Here is a 17,064-nt window from a genome sequence, read left to right as displayed (position 1 = left end):
AGCCTGTTCTTTTGTTTTATTCGATTTAAAAAACAATTCAGCCCCGTATTTTCTTGATCAAGATCAACAGTTAAAAATAGGGAAATCGCATTATATAAACATTTCCTCCCTCTTACGGGGAATAAGAGTTATCAGACAAAAATAACAATAATGAGGCAATGAACATGCCACTATTGAATAACTAAAGAAAATATTAAGTAACTAAAAAAACCAGAACAACATCTTACCTATGCATCATCACAATATTCCTAACTACCTAAGATAAATATTATGAGCGAAATAACAAAAACTGCGGTGAAAGAGCCAGCGAAAAAAGCCGAACCCGGCAAAAAAAATCGCTGGATCTTTATGATACTTCCCGTGCTGGTGTCGGTGTTGTTGCTGCTGGTTCCGGTGCCTGCCGGGCTTGAACCTTATGCATGGCATTTCTTCGCCATCTTCGTGGGCGTCATTGTTGGCCTGATCTTCGAACCCTTGCCGGGTGCCGTTATCGGCTTGACCGGTGTAGTGGTCATCGCCCTGTTCAGCCAGTGGTTGTTGTTCAGCCCGGCTGAGCTGGCGGATCCTAAATTCAAAACCGCAGCACAGTCCTTCAAATGGGCCGTCAGTGGTTTTGGTAACTCCACGGTCTGGTTGATCTTCGGCGCGTTCATGTTTGCTGCCGGCTACGATAAAACCCAGTTTGGCCGCCGTCTGGCGCTGATCCTGGTGAAATATCTGGGTCGCCGCAGCCTGACGCTCGGTTACGCCATCACCTTCGCTGACTTATTACTGGCACCGTTTACGCCTTCCAACACCGCGCGCAGCGGCGGCACAATCTACCCGATCATTGCCAACCTGCCGCCGTTGTACGGTTCAAAACCGAATGACCCGAGCGCACGTAAAATTGGTTCTTACCTGATGTGGGTGGCGATTACCGCAGCCTGTATCACCAGTTCCATGTTCCTGTCTGCACTGGCACCAAACCTGCTGGCGCTGGGCATCGTGAACAGCGTAACCGGTATCAACATTTCCTGGGGCACCTGGTTCATCGCCTTCCTGCCGGTCGGTCTGTTGCTTCTGCTGACCATGCCGCTGCTGGCGTACTGGTTCTACCCGCCGGAAGTGAAAATCAATGACGAAGTACCTCGCTGGGCGACCGCTGAACTGGCGAAACTGGGCAAAATGTCCCGTCATGAAATCCTGCTGCTGGTATTCGTGTGCTGTGCGCTGGCAATGTGGATTTTCGCAGCCAGCTTCATTGAACCGGCAATGGCCGCACTGCTGGTCGTGGTGCTGATGCTGTGGACCGGTGTGCTGAACTGGAACGACATCACCAGCAACAAACCCGCCTGGAACACTTTTGCCTGGTTCGCCACACTGGTGGCACTGGCCGACGGCTTATCCCGCACCGGTTTCATCACCTGGCTGGGTAAAGAAGGCGCAGCGCTGATGGGCGGTATTTCCCCGGGTGCGGCGACGATTGCTCTGCTGCTGGCGTTTTATTTGCTGCATTACCTGTTCGCCAGCACCACGGCGCACACCACCGCGCTGTTACCGGCTATGCTGACTATTGGTGCCGCCATTCCGGGTATTAATATGCAGGTATTCTGTCTGCTGATGGTGACGTCTCTGGGTGTTATGGGGATCATCACACCTTACGGTACCGGTCCAAGCCCGATTTATTACGGCAGCGGTTATCTGCCAACCAAAGATTACTGGCGTCTCGGGACAATCTTTGGTGCCATCTTCCTGATTGCTTTACTGGTAATCGGTTATCCGTGGATGGTGATGATGTTCTGATTGTGGCGATAAAATCACCCACAAAGCATTAACAGAGCATTTACTGAAAGAAAACATATAAACCCCGTTGCCAGCCTGTGTACTTGGCTGCAACATACAGAACGAATATAAACGTCGCCCTGAATACCTCTGCTATACCGAGTCAACAGTCCCATCCGTGGCGGCAAAAACGGAAAAAGTGAGAAAACAATGTCGAACAAACCGTTCTATTATCAAAATCCCTTCCCCGTTTCTAAAGATGACACCGAATACTACCTGCTGACCAAAGATCATGTTTCTGTCAGCACCTTCGATGGCGAAGAAGTGTTAAAAGTGGAACCGCAGGCGCTGACCCTTTTGGCCCAGCAGGCGTTCCACGATGCCTCTTTCATGCTGCGCCCTGCGCATCAGCAACAAGTGGCCTCTATTCTTCATGACCCGGAATCAAGCGAAAACGACAAATATGTCGCGCTGCAATTCCTGCGTAACTCTGAAATCGCGGCCAAAGGTATCCTGCCAACCTGTCAGGACACCGGTACTGCCATCATCATGGGTAAAAAAGGCCAGCGCGTCTGGACCGGCGGCGGCGACGAAGCCAGCCTGTCTCAGGGCGTGTACAACACCTTTATTGAAGATAACCTGCGCTATTCCCAAAACGCCGCGCTGGATATGTACAAAGAAGTGAACACCGGCACCAACCTGCCTGCGCAAATCGATCTCTACAGTGTCGATGGCGACGAGTACAAATTCCTGTGCATCGCCAAAGGCGGTGGTTCAGCGAACAAGACCTATCTGTACCAGGAAACCAAAGCGCTGATCACGCCAGCTAAGCTGAAAGATTATCTGGTTGAGAAAATGCGCACGCTGGGTACAGCAGCCTGTCCGCCGTACCATATCGCGTTCGTGATTGGCGGAACTTCCGCTGAAGCGACGCTGAAAACGGTGAAACTGGCGTCCACCCATTACTATGACGGTCTGCCAACTGAAGGTAACGAACACGGTCAGGCATTCCGCGACGTCAATCTGGAACAGGAACTGCTGGCTGAAGCCAACAATCTTGGCCTGGGCGCACAGTTCGGTGGCAAATACTTTGCCCACGATATCCGCGTAGTACGTCTGCCACGTCACGGCGCATCTTGTCCGGTCGGCATGGGCGTTTCCTGCTCAGCAGACCGTAACATCAAAGCCAAAATCAACCGTGACGGTATCTGGATCGAGAAACTGGAAGACAACCCTGGTAAATACATTCCTGAAGCGTTGCGTCAGCAGGGCGAAGCCGGTGTGGTGAAGGTTGACCTGAACCGTCCGATGAAAGAAATCCTAGCGCAGCTTTCTGAATATCCGGTATCAACCCGCCTTTCCCTGAGCGGTACGATTATCGTTGGTCGTGATATTGCGCACGCCAAACTGAAAGAGCGCCTGGATAACGGCGAAGGTTTGCCGCAGTACATTAAAGATCATCCGATTTACTACGCAGGCCCGGCGAAAACCCCTGAAGGTTACGCTTCCGGTTCTCTCGGCCCGACCACCGCTGGCCGCATGGATTCCTACGTGGATCTTCTGCAATCCAACGGCGGCAGCATGATCATGCTGGCAAAAGGTAACCGTAGCCAGCAGGTGACCGACGCGTGCCATAAACACGGCGGTTTCTATCTCGGCAGCATCGGCGGCCCGGCAGCAGTTCTGGCTCAGCAAAGTATCAAGAGCCTGGAATGTGTGGAATATCCTGAACTGGGTATGGAAGCCATCTGGAAAATCGAAGTCGAAGACTTCCCGGCGTTCATTCTGGTGGATGACAAAGGCAACGATTTCTTCCAGCAAATCCACGCAAGCACCTGCGCGAAGTGCGTGAAGTAAGCGCCTCCTGAAAGACAAAAGGCCTGCCAGAAATGGCGGGCCTTTTTTGTCGAAATGCCGCTTAAGTCTCTAATTAAAGCTCTGCTTTCCCCGGATTATCAAATCCGACACGCCCGACAAACGGCAAACGCAACGCCGGGTTTTTGACATCGACACCCAGGTTCAGCCCCAGCACATTAACTTCCAGACCTTCTTCCACGCCCAGCGTAACGCCCAGAAGCCCAAGCAACGATACCTGAACACCACGCCCGGAAGGCGGCAACCCAATCGGATTAGTGATTCCGCGATAATCCTTACCGATGGCGTTAGACGGCATATCCAGTTCAAGTTCCGGCACTTCACGGCCAATATGCGCCATAAACGTGTTGCTGTTTGGTCCCGGCCAGGCGTGATAAGTGTGCGGATACGGGTAACTTTTAATGGCGGCTTCAATTTTTGGGATCATCATCTGCACCTGCGCGCCACGGTGATCCACCAGCAAACGTGGCTGCGAACCAAACCAGTAGCCATCCGGAATAGCATAATTACGGCGAACCACATTCGTACTGCCCCAGCTGATGACGTCATAACGGGTAAACTGTGTTTCCCCTTCCCGCTTGAATATGATCCACGGGTGTACAGCGACCAGTCCGCGCCAGCCATAGGTCGGTGCAGCATAAATCTGCACAATGGCGGTACTTTTGAGTTTGGCTGGATCCGGCGCAATTCCGGCGGAATCCCGCCGCGCCGTAGACCAGCTCTGCCCTGCGGGTTCTTCACGGGTTTGCGAGGCTTTTGCATAGCTGTATCCAAAAGACAGCAGTAAAACGAGGACAAATACGAGGCTAAACCATTTTATGGCGATCATGCTTTTATTCACCTTTGCCTGTCTGTTGGAAACAACATCAATACTTCATCTGCTCCTATAGTAAAGACTTCCCGCCTCATGCACTAGCGCTTGCAATGAAACCCCGGTTCATCATCAGGCGCTCTGCCGACAGGGAAAATCAGACTCCAGCCCATTGTTGCCCAAACGTTACAGGCTCATACTGCAATTAATAGGAAGCAGATTTACTGATTTAATGAAAAAAATAAACTGATGTTAACGCATTGATTACATAAGGATGAATATGACTGACTCTAAGAAAGCATTGATCATCGGCGCATCGCGCGGTATCGGTTTAGGTGTGGTGGACGTACTCACAAAGCGCGGCTGGCAGGTGACTGCTACCACCCGTGATGCCGTACCTGATAAAAGCCCCGCGTCAGTTGAATGGGTAAAACTGGACATCAATAAATCCGAAGCGAGGGAGGCGGTAAAAGACGCGCTCTCCGCGAGCCATTTTGATTTGATTTTTGTGAATGCAGGCGTGTTCGGTCCGGATCATCAGGATATTCATCAGGCCAGCGATGACGAAATTCTTCAGCTGTTTTTGACTAACACTATCTCCCCTGTACGCTGCGCCGCCGAATTGTTGCCGCTGCTAAACCACCGCACCGGTGTGCTGGCGCTGATGACGTCTGAGCTTTCCAGTCTCAATGAGAACGAAGTGGCGACCTATCCGCTTTATTCTGCCAGCAAAGCCGCGCTGAATATGCTGACCCGTGGTTTGCAGCAACAGACCGAAAAACAGGAAGTGACACTGCTTTCCGTCCATCCGGGCTGGGTGAAAACTGATATGGGCGGTGAAAATGCCACCCTGACGATTGAAGAAAGTACCACCGGTATTGTTGATCAGTTTGAAGCCTTATCCGGTAAGGGCGGCCATCATTTCGTGGAATATTCTGGCCGTAAGTTACGCTGGTAACTTTTTGCTGGCAAATAGTCACAAATAAACACCCGTTTTGCGTCAATTCTGCCAGCTTTAGAAAAATAGCTTGCCGGTTCCTCAACGAAGTGCCACCATTAGGAAATTAACGTTTCCTAATGGTGGCGACTCCTGTGCAACCTTCCCCTTCCAGAGAACGCGGACGCCCGCGTGAGTTCGACACCAGTCTGGCGCTGGATAACGCCATGACGGTATTTCGTGAGAAAGGCTTTCATGCCGCATCTGTCAGCGACCTGAGTCGGGCGATGAACCTGACGGCGGGCAGCATCTACAAGGCTTTCACTGATAAACGTACTCTGTTTCTCAAGGTTTTTGAGCGCTATACCTCATTGCGTAATGCTCAGCTGCGCCAGCAGATTGAGAGGGTTACGACCGGGCGCGAACGTATTGCCCAGGTGCTGCGCTTTTACCTTAAATCTTCGCATGAAATTGAAGGCCGCCGCGGTTGTCTGGTTGTCGCCGGCACTGTTGAGTTACTGACCTTCGATGATGAAGTTGCCGGGCTGGTTCGCCAGGCGATTACCCGCAATAAAGCGTTCCTGATTTCGTTGATCAAACTGGGGCAACGTGACGGTTCAGTCTCAACGGCCATTGATGCACATGCCGCATCAACCCTGATGCTTTATATCGTGCTGGGAATGCGTGTTGCCGGCAAAGTTGAAAACAATCCGGATGCTGACTCCACGCTGGAACTGGCGCTAAAAATCCTCGATTAAAATTTTTTTGCCATTTAGGAAATAAACATTTCCTAATAAACTTTAACAGGAGAAATATCATGAATCAGAATATGCCTTCCACTTCCGTTGCCACCACGCCTTTCGGTACACCCGATCCAACACTGAAAGGATTTCATCACCATTACGCCACAGTGGATGGCGTGCGAATGCATTACGTTTGTGGCGGAAATCCTGACGGCGAGGTTTTACTGCTGCTGGCCGGTTTCCCGCAGAGCTGGTTTGCATGGCGTCACGTTATGCAGGATCTGAAGGATACTTTCTGGCTGGTGGCCCCTGATTTGCCCGGTCAGGGCGACTCCGACCGGCCAGAAACCGGCTACGACACACAGAGTCTGGCGCAGAAAACCCACGGGCTGATGCGGTCTCTTGGACATACACGCTATTTTCTGGTCGCCCACGATGTCGGTGCCTGGGTGGCTTATCCGTATGCCGCGCTCTACTCGAATGAAGTGAAACGACTGGCGCTGCTCGATGCCGGGATCCCCGGAATTACCTTGCCGGATGCGCTGCCTGTCACGCCGGATAAATCATGGAAAACCTGGCACTTTGCGTTTCATACCCTGCCCGATTTACCTGAAGCATTGATTACCGGCAACGAACGGATCTATCTGGACTGGTTTTTACGCAGAAAAACGGCAGCGCCTGATGCCTTTACGGACGAAGACATCAGCGAGTATTTGCGCGTTTTCCTCAAAAGCGGCGGGTTGCGCGCCGGACTGGCGTATTACCGTTCAGCCACGGTTTCCGCTGAGCAGAACCGGAAGCTGAACAGTCAGGGAAAATTGCAGATGCCGCTGCTGGCGGTGAGTGCCGATCAGGGTTCTATCCCGGATATGGCCGTACCGCTGCGCGATTTTGCTGAAAACGTCACCGGAATTATTATCGCCAACAGCGGGCATTTTATTCCCGAGGAGCAACCAGAGGCGCTTGCACGCGAACTGCACACTTTCTTCACAATGTGATAGGGAGATTTGTTGAATTTTTTATGGTAAAACGGCCGATAAGATTGTTTGTTAATTATTTGTATCCACAATAATTGCCGGGCTAACTTGTCGCATGCGACCAGCAGACACGGCATCTTTCATTTTTCAGGGATTTGTCATGTCACCTTCTTCCGGTAATCCGGATTCACTGTTACAGCACCGCTCGTTTGTGGCGTTCTGGATAGCCCGCGCGGCCTCCAGTTTTGGTTTCCAGATGCTTTCCATTGTGGTGAGCTGGCAAATCTACTCGATTACCGGAAGGGCGTTTGATCTGGGGCTGATCGGGCTGGTGCAGTTTTTCCCCTCTGTCGCGCTGGCGCTGGTCGCCGGACACGTGGCGGATCAGTTTGACCGCCGCCGCGTGGTCTTGCTCGGACAAGTCGCCGAATGGGTGGCGATTGCCGCCCTGGCGTATTTGTCGCTGACACATCACGTCAACGAAGTCATTATCCTCGGCCTGATTTTTATCATTTCGACCGCCAAAGCCATGGAAGCGCCGTCTTTACAGTCGATGCTTCCGGCACTGCGCGCGGACGCGTCAGCGCGGTCAACTCCATCTTCATCAACACCTCGAACCAGCTCGGCGAATTTGAATCCGGTCTGATGGCCGCCTGGGTGGGCGCAGTCCCGGCAGCGGCCATTGGCGGCATCGGTACATTGATTGTCGTCGGATTGTGTATAACCTGGTTCCCCGGTTTGCGTAAGCGGCAGAAACTGGAAAATGAGGTTGTTGAGGCGTAACGGCGGGTCGGGGAATTTTGAAACTGGAACAATTCAAAATTCCCTAATATAATCAGCTCATTCATTCACCAATTTTATATATAAGGAGGATCCCCATGCTGACCCGTGAATGGTTTTTATATTCACCTGTCTTTGGCGATCGTCGCTGCTCAGGCGTTTCCGGCTCCCTGCCGCGATAACCTGTCTGAGCGAAGCTAACTGACAATCTGAGTTCTTCCCTCCGGCTTACCGGTTATCGTCGGCTTTATTGACGAGAGGCATCCTATGCCCGAAAACCTGAGTAAGCATCATGACTTTACTGTCTGCACAATCTGTATCATTCGATAATTCTTTTGGCCCTTTGCTGGCTGAGATTTCCTTCGGCCTGAAAAAAGGCGACCGCATCGGCCTTATCGGCCACAACGGCTGTGGTAAAAGTACTCTGCTGAAAATCCTCAGCGGTGAACTGGCAGCAACGTCCGGCAGTGTCACGCTGGCGAATCAGTGCCTGATGGCCCGCGTTGAACAACATCTGCCCGAAGAACTGAACCACCATACCCTGCTTGAATCTGTTCTGAACCATCTGCCGCCAGGCCTTCATCAGCCTGAGCTCTGGCAGGCGCAGGTGTTGCTTTCCACGCTGGGTTTCGATGAATCCGCCTGGCAGCTGACGGCAGGAACGCTCAGCGGCGGGCAGCATACCCGCCTGCTGCTGGCCCGCGCGCTGATCCGCCAGCCCGATTTACTGCTGCTCGATGAACCGAGCAACCATCTGGATCTGCCGACGCTGTTATGGCTGGAACAGTTTCTGAAAAACTGGAACGGCAGTTTCGTGCTGGTTTCTCACGACCGCAGCCTGCTTGATAACGTGACCAACAGCACCTGGATCCTGCGCGATAAAACCCTGCAGTTTATTCGTCTCCCTTGTACGCAGGCACGTCTGGCGCTGGAAGAAAAAGACGCCTCCGACGCTGTGCGCAGGGAAACAGAACAAAAGGAGATTGATCGCGTAACTAAAAGTGCCAAACGTCTGGCGCTGTGGGGCAGCGTGTATGACAACGAAAAGCTGGCGCGCAAGGCAAAGCAAATGGAAAAGCAGGTCGACCGGCTGAAGGAGGATCAAACTGAAGTCACCGCCGGTAATCAGTGGAAGCTGCAGTTAAAAGGCGAAGCGCTGGCGGCTGACCGGGTTCTGGCGCTGTCCGGTTTGCAGGTTCGTCCTGCGCAAAATGCTCCGGTGCTGTTCACGCTGGATGAAATGCGCATCAAAAGCGGTGACCGTATCGCGCTGGTCGGGCGCAACGGTTGCGGCAAGTCCTCGCTGTTGCAGACGTTGTGGCACGCCTTCAGTCAGCCGGAAACAACCCATACGGGTGTGACTTTCCATCCCCGCGTGCGTGTGGGTTATTACGATCAGAATCAGCATCAGTTGCAGGACGATGATTCTCTTGGTGATGCGCTGGCGAACTTTGCCCCGCTGACGGAAGAGCAGAGAAAAATGGCGCTGATTGGCGCAGGATTCCCGTTTATCCGCCATCAGCAAAAAGTGAGTACGCTCAGCGGCGGCGAACGTTCGCGGCTGCTGTTTATCGGGCTGACGCTGGCGAATTATTCGCTTTTGCTGCTTGATGAACCGACTAACCATCTGGATCTGGAAGGTAAAGAAGAGCTGGCGGAAACGCTGAAAACCTTCCGTGGTGCGGTGCTTTTGGTGTCACACGACCGGACGCTCATCGAGCAAAGTTGTAACCGGTTCTGGCTGGTGGATGAGCAACGGTTAGAAGAGTGGCATACCCTTGCGCCGGTTTACGCCGTACTGGCGGGTTCTCCCCCGCCAGCGGAATCGTTTTTTTCAGAAAGCGGGACTGACGTAATCCACACCGAGGACACGGAAGAAGAGCAACTGCTGGCGAGGCTGGTGGAGGTTGAACACCTTCTGGCAGAAGATCTGGCGCGCAAACCTAAGCACCAGAAACCTGAGCTGCAACGTCAGTGGCAATCACAAATTGAGCAGCTGAGTGCGTTGTTGAGTCTGGATTAATTGTTCTTTTGGATCCAAAGGCCTCAGGGACGGGGTCTTTGTTTCTGACTAAACGGAAAGTTTATTCACGGCGGATACGCTTTAATGATCATAGTATGTTAAAAAATGGTATCCGATTTTCATCCGAACCCTGCGTTCCTGTCTGCCGCCGGAGAGATTATGTTTAACGTTTTACGTGCTGAACCCAAAACTACCTTTGAATATGGCCCGTTTCGTATCCGTCGTATGCGGCCGGGGCAAATCCAGCCTGAAAAAAATGACGACGCTTTCGGCCCTCTGAGTGTTATAGACCATGCCACTCTCGAACAGGGTACGCTGGTGAAAATGCATGAGCATAACAACGACGAAATCCTCAGTTATATGTGGCGTGGTTCGATGGTGCATGAAGATTCTGCCGGTAACCGTGTTCCCCTTTCACCGAAACAACTGATGATGATGAACGCCGGTGAAAGTTTCTGGCATGAGGAGTCCACGCCGCTGGTGTCGGCAGAAATGTTGCAGATATTTATCCGTCCGCGTCAGGCAAATCTGGAAGGCCGCGTGCAGTTTATGACGCGCCCTGACGGCATAAAAAGCAATGAGTGGACGCTGCTGGCTGCGCCGGAAGGCATTGAGTCTCCGCTTGAAATCAGGCAGGCGGTATATGTCTATGACATTCGCATGGATGAAAACACCACCACGGAAGTTCCTTCACATGCGGGTTTTGCACAATGGCTGTATGTGATGGACGGCGAAATCAGCATCGGCGATTTCACTCTGTCAAAAGGTGACGCGATCAGCGATGAGGACAGCGCATTAACTGTTGCGACTGCAGGTAAAGACACCACGCTGGTGTGTTTTTTGGTTTGTCTGGGCGCGCAGACGATTCTTGAAGGCACTATCAGCGGGAAATAAAGAGTCACAAGCGGTACAAATGAAAAAGCCCCAGTCGTTAAACCGGGGCTTTTAAGGTACTATCAAATTAACATTTAACATTCATCAACTTAATTACGTGTACTGCTTAGGTAATGCAACTGCTAAAGATGTACATATTCTCACAGGATATATTTTTACTGCCTGGTAACGCTATCCTCCTATAATTTTGTGGAATAACATCAGTATCCTGCTCGTTTCATTTACCCTTCTGATATGTCTCGGGATAAATGAGTACATCACCCTCGCGATATATACTCTTTGATGCGTGGCCTTACTTTCGTCGCGACATTCTCGATTTCATACTTACGTACCCAATCGCGAACATTACTCTAACTAACAAGGCGTTACATCATCGCGTTTTCGTCCACATCATGCGATTGCACAGCTTTACTGCGTGGCCTTAAAGCATCATCTCACGGACTTTCAAATAACGCCCGGTGTTGAATCACCCATACTAAAATACTTCGTGGCCTTTATCGCATCTCATTACTGACAAGTTTATCAACTTGCTAATTGCACCGCGAAATAAAAATTTCTTTTCACTTCTCTCTGGTGCTGAGTTCTAATTTACTCGCTATATGTTGTGTGTCAACCCTGTATTTTCAAACAGGGTTTTTTATTTTTGTTAGATAAGAAATCGTAATGAAATCTGTGATCTGCGCCATGAATATCCCGCACCCTATTAACCGCAAAATTGCACAACGTTAATGTTTTGTACACATTTTCGGCGTTATTTCCCTGCTCACCTTACTGATTGCCCTGTTCAGCTTCTGAATGTGCGTTTTTGTATCAGCAAACTAGTTCAGCAGTGTACAAACCGCTTCATTTCCACTATATTGCCGCGCTTAAGACCAAAATCGCAGCACAAAACAGCGATTTCTGTTCGTTATTTAACTATTTTCTTTTTCGGCCATTCTTTCAACGAATTCTGATAAAGGCCACGCGAGGATACGCACTATGGCGACGCTTTCTGTGACCGCCCCGCAACGTTCAGTACTGGGCGGTGCAATGATTATTGGTGGAACGATCATCGGCGCAGGGATGTTTTCCCTGCCGGTGGTGATGTCCGGCGCCTGGTTTTTCTGGTCTGTAGCTGCCCTGATTTTTACCTGGTTTTGTATGCTGCATTCCGGACTGATGATCCTTGAAGCAAATCTTAACTATCCGGTGGGATCGAGTTTCAATACGGTGACCGGCGATCTGCTGGGTAAACACTGGAACCGGCTGAACGGCATCACTATCGCGTTCGTTTTGTACATTCTGACCTACGCCTATATTTCCGCCAGCGGCTCGGTGATCCAGCACACGTTGCGTGAGATGTCGGTGAGTTTTTCTCCCCGCCTCGGCGGTCTGCTGACGGCGCTGGTCGTGGCCTTTATCGTCTGGCTGAGCACCCGCGCGGTGAGCCGGATGACGGCCATTGTACTTGGCGCGAAAATCATTGCCTTTTTCCTGACCTTCGGCAGCCTGCTGTGGCATGTGAAACCTGTGAATTTGCTTAACAGCGTCGAAATTAATCCGAGCTACATGCCTTATGTGCTGGCAACGCTGCCGTTCTGTCTGGCGTCATTTGGCTATCACGGCAATGTGCCGAGCCTGATGAAGTACTACGGCAAAAATCCGCAAATCATCAGGAAGTGTCTGCTGCTGGGTACGCTGATGGCGCTCGGGCTGTACATCATCTGGATGCTGGGAACGATGGGCAACATTCCGCGTCCGGAATTCATCAGCATCGCTGAACGGGGTGGCAATATTGATGTGCTGGTGCAGTCACTGAGCCAGATACTTAACAGCGCCGGTCTGGACTTGCTGCTGACGATTTTCTCAAACTTTGCCGTCGCCTGTTCATTCTTAGGGGTGACGCTCGGCCTGTTTGATTATCTGGCGGATCTGTTTAAGTTCAACGACAGCCGGACTGGTCGCTTCAAAACAGCGCTGGTGACGTTCGTTCCGCCCATTATTGGTGGCGTGATTTATCCCGACGGTTTCATTTATGCGATTGGTTTTGCCGGACTGGCGGCAACGGTCTGGGCGGTGATTGTTCCGGCGCTGATGGCACGCGCATCACGCCAGCGTTTTGGCAGCCCGCTGTACCGCGTATGGGGTGGGAATAAAATGATCGTACTGGTGCTGCTGTTCGGCGTGCTCAATGCGGTGGTACATATTCTTTCAAGCGCGAATTTACTGCCGGTATATCGTTAATTCAAACTGCAATGTCCGGCAGATGTGCATATGGCAAAGACGGAGGAAAAAAGAGGAAATTGGTGGGAAACTGACATCACGCAGCCTGTTCTTTACGTAATACAAACAGGCCGCGATCACAGAGAAGGTTGTTAATGTTTAAGCTTTGTTTACCGAAACAATTTCTTTGATGAAGGTGAAGCTTGAATCACCATGATCTGTTTTGATCATCGGGTAAATTCTCTCTCCCTTCTTCACAAAGCCAGTTACTTCGTGGGTTGAGCCGTTCTTGACAGTAAAGCTATCGCCAACACTGATGGAACTTGCTACTTCGCTCATAACAATCCTTAACGCTTACTTCATTGAACTTCATTAAACCCTTTTGTTGCCGGTCGATGGTAGGCCTTTATGCGACAGGTAGCCAGTGCCGTCGTGCCGTGGTTAATCAGGCGGAGGCTTTTCCAGTTCGACAGGAGCAAATTGTTGGGTCATCAGGATCTCTTTAAATAAGGAATACATGCACACAAGCATGCCAAACCTGCACTGCGGACACTAAGCATTCGGTGCTGACTGCCGGGATTTAAACGGTTTACGCAAAAGATGCACAGCTAATGCCAGCAGGAAAAGCATAGCCTGAATCAGCACTATCGCCGGTCCGGTCGCTGCATCGATATAAAAACTGATAAAGGTGCCGGAAATGGCGGCAATAAGTGACACCGTCACAGCGACGATTATCATTTTCGGCAGCGTCTTACACAGCAGAAACGCAGTAATGCCTGGCGTAATCAGCATTGCGACCACCAGTACAACGCCAACGGCCTGCAACGCCGCCACAATGGTCAGCGCCAGCATACACAGCAACGCATAATGATAAAAACGTACCGGCAGACCGATCACTTTCGCCTGCACCGGGTCGAAACAAAATAGCATCAGATCTTTGAATTTGATGATGATTGCCAGCGTCACCACCAGCGCGATAATCAGTGTTTGCAGCATTTCACTGTCCGTCACGCCCAGCACATTGCCGAACAGAATATGGCTGAGATGCTGCTCCGTATTCACCCGGGAAAACAGCACCAGACCGGCAGCAAACATGCCAGAGAAGACAATGCCCATCACCGAATCCTCTTTGACCCGGCAATGCTCTTTGATAAATCCGGTTGCCACTGCGCAAAACAGACCGGAACCAAACGCGCCAATCACCAGAGGAATACCCGCCAGATAGGCCAGCACCACGCCGGGCAGCACTGCATGTGAAATCGCATCGCCCATCAGCGACCAGCCTTTGAGCACCAGAAAACAAGAGAATATCGCGCAGACAATGCTGGTCGCCATGGCGGTCAGCAGCGCGCGCTGCATAAAGTCGAAGCTCATTGGCTCCATCAGTACATCAAACCAGGACATCATGCGCGACTCCGGCGTTTGATACGCAAATGACTGGCCAGCCAGCCGTGTTTTGGCGCGAATAAAAACGCCAGCAGGAAGACCGCGGTTTGCAGGCAGACGATAACGCCGCCGGTTGCGCCATCCAGGTAATAGCTCAGCCAGGCGCCCGCCGCGCTGGTGACTGCGCCGATAATCACCGAAATAATCAGCACATGGGAGAAACGGTCAGAAAGCAGATAGGCCGTCGCACCGGGCGTGATCACCATGGCAATCACCAAAATTGCGCCGACGGTTTGTAACGCCGCCACGCTGCACGCGCTGAATATAGTGAAGAAAATGATTTTGAGTCGCAGCGGAGAAAGCCCGACCGAAACCGCGTGCGCCTCGTCGAAAAATACCGCCAGCAGGTCGCGCCAGATCACGCACAGCACCAGCAGGGAAACGCCGACGATAATCTGCACCTGCAAAATATCAGCGTCATCGATACCTAAAATATTGCCGAACAGAATCGACTGCACGTTAACGGATGTCGGATTAAGGGAAACCAGCAACAGCCCGAGCGCAAAGAAGGTCGAGAAGACGAAGCCGATGATCGCGTCTTCGCGCAGCTTGGTGAAATGGCGCAACAGCGTCATGGATAGCGCCGCCAGAATGCCGGTACCGAAGGCTCCGATTGCATACGGAAAGCCCAGTGCATAAGCGCCTGCCACACCCGGCACGACGGAATGCGAGAGCGCATCGCCCATCAGCGACCAGCCTTTAAGCATCAGATACGCCGATAAAAATGCGCACACCGCGCCGACACCGGCACTCACCCAGATGGCTTTCACCATATAGTTATACTGAAACGGCTCCAGCAACAGCGCCATCATACCGCCCGCCTCACCGGTTCCTGTGGCACTAAATAACCGATGTTCCTCAGCGCGCCGCCAAAGGTATTTTCGAGATTATGAGAGGTAAACGTAGTGTCGAGCGCACCAGCCGCGATGACCGTGCGGTTGATCAGCACCACGCGGTCGCAGAAATCCGGCACACTGGCGATGTTATGTGTCGAAACCAAAATCAGATGCCCTTCTTCGCGCAGCTGGCACAGGAGTTCGATAATGGCATTCTCAGTTTTGATATCCACACCGGTAAAGGGTTCATCAAGCAGCATGACGCGCCCTTGTTGTGCCAGCGCCCGCGCCAGAAAAACGCGTTTTTTTTGCCCGCCGGAAAGCTCGCCAATCTGCCGATGCGCCAGATCAGTGAGGCCTACGCGAGCCAGCGCCGACGCCACCTGTTTTTTGTCTTCCGCCGATGGGATCCGCAGAAACGACATTTTGCCGTAGCGCCCCATCATCACCACATCACGCACCAGCACCGGAAAATTCCAGTCCACATCTTCCGACTGGGGCACATAAGCGATAAGGTTTTGTTTCAGCGCTTTCGCCACGTTCAGACCGTCCAGCGTCACGCTGCCGTGCGTAGGACGGAGTATTCCCATGATGGTTTTAAAAAGCGTGGATTTACCGCTGCCGTTAACGCCGAGCAGCGCGCAAATCGAACCGCCGTGCAGGGTAAACGAGGCATTTTCAATCGCGGTATGACCGTTGTTATAGGTCACCGAAATGTCATCAACGTTAAGATGCAGCGCGGCGTTACTCATTGTCCGAACCCTTCTGCAATGGTACCGACCGTGACTTTCAGCAGATCGATATACGTGGGAACCGGGCCGTCAGTCGCTGACAGCGAATCGACATACAGCACGCCGCCGTATTTCGCGCCGGTTTCCTTGCTGACCTGTTTTGCCGGTTTGTCTGAAATCGTGCTTTCGCTGAACACCACCGGAATATTCTGCTGACGCACCAGATCAATGATTTTTTTCACCTGCTGCGGCGTGCCCTGTTCTTCAGCATTGATTGGCCACAGATAGGCCTCTCTCAAATCATAATCTTTCGCCAGATAACTGAACGCACCTTCACTGGTCACTAACCAGCGCTGCCCTGCCGGAATTTTTGCCAGACGTTCACGCAGTGGCGCATCCAGCTGGCTGATTTTTTGCGCATAATTTTTGGCGTTACGATCGTAGGTTGCGGCATTTTCGGGGTCATATTTCACCAGCGCCGCACGGATATTTTCGACATACACCAGCGCATTTTTTGCCGACATCCACGCGTGCGGATTTGGATTGCCCAGATACGGCCCTTCCTGAATCGGCAGCGGCGTTATGCCGTCCGTCACGGTGACCGAAGGCACATGTTTGATGTTGGCAAAGAAGCGCCCGAACCAGCGTTCAAGATTAAACCCGTTCCACAAGATCAGATCGGCGGATTGCGTTTTCACAATATCCCGCGGCGTAGGCTGATAGTCGTGGATCTCAGCGCCCGGTTTGGTGATCGACTCCACGGTGGCGGCATCACCGGCGACGTTCTGCGCGATGTCCTGGATCACCGTGAAAGTGGTCACCACTTTAAACTTTTTTTTGTCCTTGCTGGCCGCCTGGTCTGCCGCCTGCGCGTTGCCGGTGAGCAGCGCCACAATCATGCCGACCAGCATCAGCCGCAAACGAAACGGCGAATGGCTGAATAATTTTAAGATGTGTCGTCCATTTTCCATGAAATATCTCCTGTCATTCTGCGCATCAAACGGCGGTTTATTATTCAGGTATAGCACAGGCTATACTCCATAGCCAA

The 17,064-nt window shown here is 51.9% G+C and carries 14 protein-coding genes and 1 pseudogene; 9 read left to right on the top strand and 6 right to left on the bottom strand.

Annotated features, from left to right (window positions below; translation table 11 throughout):
• Nucleotides 1-270 precede the first annotated feature (270 nt).
• Both UC15_RS00505 and fumA read left to right on the top strand, forming a co-directional pair.
• Nucleotides 271-1,782, top strand: coding sequence for an anion permease (locus tag UC15_RS00505; RefSeq protein WP_112286617.1), 1,512 nt, complete (start codon nucleotides 271-273; stop codon nucleotides 1,780-1,782).
• Nucleotides 1,783-1,971: 189 nt separating this feature from the next.
• The gene (gene fumA, locus UC15_RS00500; RefSeq protein ID WP_112286616.1) at nucleotides 1,972-3,618 is read left to right on the top strand and encodes a class I fumarate hydratase FumA; all 1,647 of its coding nucleotides are present in this window, start codon (nucleotides 1,972-1,974) and stop codon (nucleotides 3,616-3,618) included.
• A gap of 73 nt (nucleotides 3,619-3,691) precedes the next feature.
• Here the strand turns inward: fumA and UC15_RS00495 are convergent, their stop codons facing one another.
• Nucleotides 3,692-4,465, bottom strand: a complete 774-nt coding sequence (locus UC15_RS00495) for a DUF3750 domain-containing protein (protein WP_112286615.1) — start codon at nucleotides 4,463-4,465, stop codon at nucleotides 3,692-3,694.
• A gap of 262 nt (nucleotides 4,466-4,727) precedes the next feature.
• Here UC15_RS00495 and UC15_RS00490 point away from each other — a divergent pair, with 262 nt between their 5' ends.
• The 7 genes and pseudogenes from UC15_RS00490 to mtr all read left to right on the top strand — a co-directional run bounded on the left by UC15_RS00490 (nucleotide 4,728) and on the right by mtr (nucleotide 13,024).
• A complete protein-coding gene (locus tag UC15_RS00490; protein WP_112286614.1) occupies nucleotides 4,728-5,405 on the top strand; it encodes an SDR family oxidoreductase in 678 nt (225 codons plus the stop codon).
• A 119-nt stretch (nucleotides 5,406-5,524) separates the two neighbouring features.
• Entirely contained in the window at nucleotides 5,525-6,142 is a 618-nt protein-coding gene (locus UC15_RS00485) for a TetR/AcrR family transcriptional regulator (protein ID WP_112286613.1), read from the top strand.
• 59 nt (nucleotides 6,143-6,201) lie between these two features.
• Nucleotides 6,202-7,125, top strand: coding sequence for an alpha/beta fold hydrolase (locus UC15_RS00480; RefSeq protein WP_112286612.1), 924 nt, complete (start codon nucleotides 6,202-6,204; stop codon nucleotides 7,123-7,125).
• Between the two features lie 139 nt (nucleotides 7,126-7,264).
• Nucleotides 7,265-7,887, top strand: a pseudogene (locus tag UC15_RS00475) (MFS transporter).
• Nucleotides 7,888-8,173: 286 nt separating this feature from the next.
• The gene (locus UC15_RS00470; protein ID WP_112286611.1) at nucleotides 8,174-9,907 is read left to right on the top strand and encodes an ABC-F family ATP-binding cassette domain-containing protein; all 1,734 of its coding nucleotides are present in this window, start codon (nucleotides 8,174-8,176) and stop codon (nucleotides 9,905-9,907) included.
• A gap of 159 nt (nucleotides 9,908-10,066) precedes the next feature.
• Nucleotides 10,067-10,801: a pirin family protein gene (locus tag UC15_RS00465; protein ID WP_112286610.1), complete on the top strand. Its 735-nt coding sequence runs from the start codon at nucleotides 10,067-10,069 to the stop codon at nucleotides 10,799-10,801.
• Nucleotides 10,802-11,779: 978 nt separating this feature from the next.
• On the top strand, nucleotides 11,780-13,024 hold the full coding sequence (gene mtr, locus UC15_RS00460) for a tryptophan permease (protein WP_112286609.1): 1,245 nt from the start codon (nucleotides 11,780-11,782) through the stop codon (nucleotides 13,022-13,024).
• 138 nt (nucleotides 13,025-13,162) lie between these two features.
• On the opposite strand, the gene UC15_RS00455 is transcribed toward mtr, so the two are convergent.
• The 5 genes from UC15_RS00455 to UC15_RS00435 form a co-directional block, all read right to left on the bottom strand.
• Entirely contained in the window at nucleotides 13,163-13,342 is a 180-nt protein-coding gene (locus UC15_RS00455) for a hypothetical protein (RefSeq protein WP_112286608.1), read from the bottom strand.
• Nucleotides 13,343-13,555: 213 nt separating this feature from the next.
• The gene (locus UC15_RS00450) at nucleotides 13,556-14,410 is read right to left on the bottom strand and encodes a metal ABC transporter permease (RefSeq protein WP_112286607.1); all 855 of its coding nucleotides are present in this window, start codon (nucleotides 14,408-14,410) and stop codon (nucleotides 13,556-13,558) included.
• Nucleotides 14,407-15,261, bottom strand: coding sequence for a metal ABC transporter permease (locus UC15_RS00445; protein WP_112286606.1), 855 nt, complete (start codon nucleotides 15,259-15,261; stop codon nucleotides 14,407-14,409). The genes UC15_RS00450 and UC15_RS00445 overlap by 4 nt, the downstream gene beginning before the upstream one ends.
• Nucleotides 15,258-16,037, bottom strand: a complete 780-nt coding sequence (locus UC15_RS00440) for a metal ABC transporter ATP-binding protein (RefSeq protein ID WP_112286605.1) — start codon at nucleotides 16,035-16,037, stop codon at nucleotides 15,258-15,260. Before UC15_RS00440 ends, UC15_RS00445 begins: the two co-directional genes overlap by 4 nt.
• Nucleotides 16,034-16,987, bottom strand: coding sequence for a metal ABC transporter substrate-binding protein (locus UC15_RS00435; protein WP_112286604.1), 954 nt, complete (start codon nucleotides 16,985-16,987; stop codon nucleotides 16,034-16,036). Before UC15_RS00435 ends, UC15_RS00440 begins: the two co-directional genes overlap by 4 nt.
• Nucleotides 16,988-17,064: the final 77 nt, after the last annotated feature.

It is taken from the genome of Rahnella sp. AN3-3W3, from assembly GCF_003263545.1.
GTDB classification, from domain to species: domain Bacteria; phylum Pseudomonadota; class Gammaproteobacteria; order Enterobacterales; family Enterobacteriaceae; genus Rahnella; species Rahnella variigena.
The sequence above is the reverse complement of the archived record's forward strand: the minus strand, read 5'-3'. Positions and strand labels throughout refer to the sequence as shown.